The following is an 878-nucleotide window of genomic DNA, read 5'->3' as shown; positions in this document are numbered from 1 at the left end:
TTGCTGGCATCGAGCGCCGGGATATCACCCTGTATGAGTGATTGCGCCCCCGTCACCAACCCTTTGGCGTTCACTGTGACCTTGCTGTATGTACCTGCCGATATGCCCGAATTGGCCAGGGCAAGCTGCACATTGACGTCGCCGCTACCGTCAAACCAGCCCATGCCCGTTGCAGCGCCGCTGAAGGTCCATGCTCGACCGGTCTGCAGCTTGGTGGCTGAGCCGGCATTGCCGGAGGTTGGCCGGCTCAGCGTCCCGGAGGTGATCTTGCTGGCATCGAGAGCCGGAATATCCCCCTGAATGAGCGAGTGAACGCCCATCACTAACCCTTTTGCATTGACCGTGACCTTGCTGTAAGTACCCGCAGACACACCCGAATCCGCAAGCGTCAGGGCAATGCTGGCATTCGCAGACCCATCAAATGAAGCATCACCCGTGGCATCACCCGTCACCGCTATTTTGCGCGCAGTCTTCAGCTTCACCGCGCTGGCTGCCTCACCCTTGGTGATTTCCTCACGCACGGTGTTGACGGTGGCCATGACCAGCGTTGGGTCATCCTGAATCGTGATATTGGCCGTGCTACTGACGAGGATCTGCAGGCGGATACCTTGAGTGCGCCCGGTGCCTTGAGCCAGCGTCGGCTTGTAGGTGGCCGGGTAACTGGCCACCGCCACCAGGGTGCCGGTTGAGTCGTACAGCCCAACCTCGCGCACCCACCAACCACCAATGTCTGACGGCAGAATCAGCTCGGCAACAATCACCGGCTTGTCTGCTCGTACCGTCAGACGGTTCAACTTCATCCGCACATTTTCGTGGACCAGTTTTTTCTGCAGTCTCGACGGCAGCGGCGTGACGCCATTACCGTCACCAACGCCCAT

1 protein-coding gene is annotated in these 878 nt (G+C 59.6%); it reads right to left on the bottom strand.

The features are described from left to right. A partial coding sequence (locus AWM69_RS23175; RefSeq protein ID WP_218728603.1) for a phage tail protein occupies positions 1-878 on the bottom strand: 878 nt, incomplete at both ends.

This window comes from Pseudomonas sp. D1HM, from assembly GCF_019266105.1.
Classification (GTDB): domain Bacteria; phylum Pseudomonadota; class Gammaproteobacteria; order Pseudomonadales; family Pseudomonadaceae; genus Aquipseudomonas; species Aquipseudomonas taetrolens.
The sequence above is the reverse complement of the archived record's forward strand: the minus strand, read 5'-3'. Positions and strand labels throughout refer to the sequence as shown.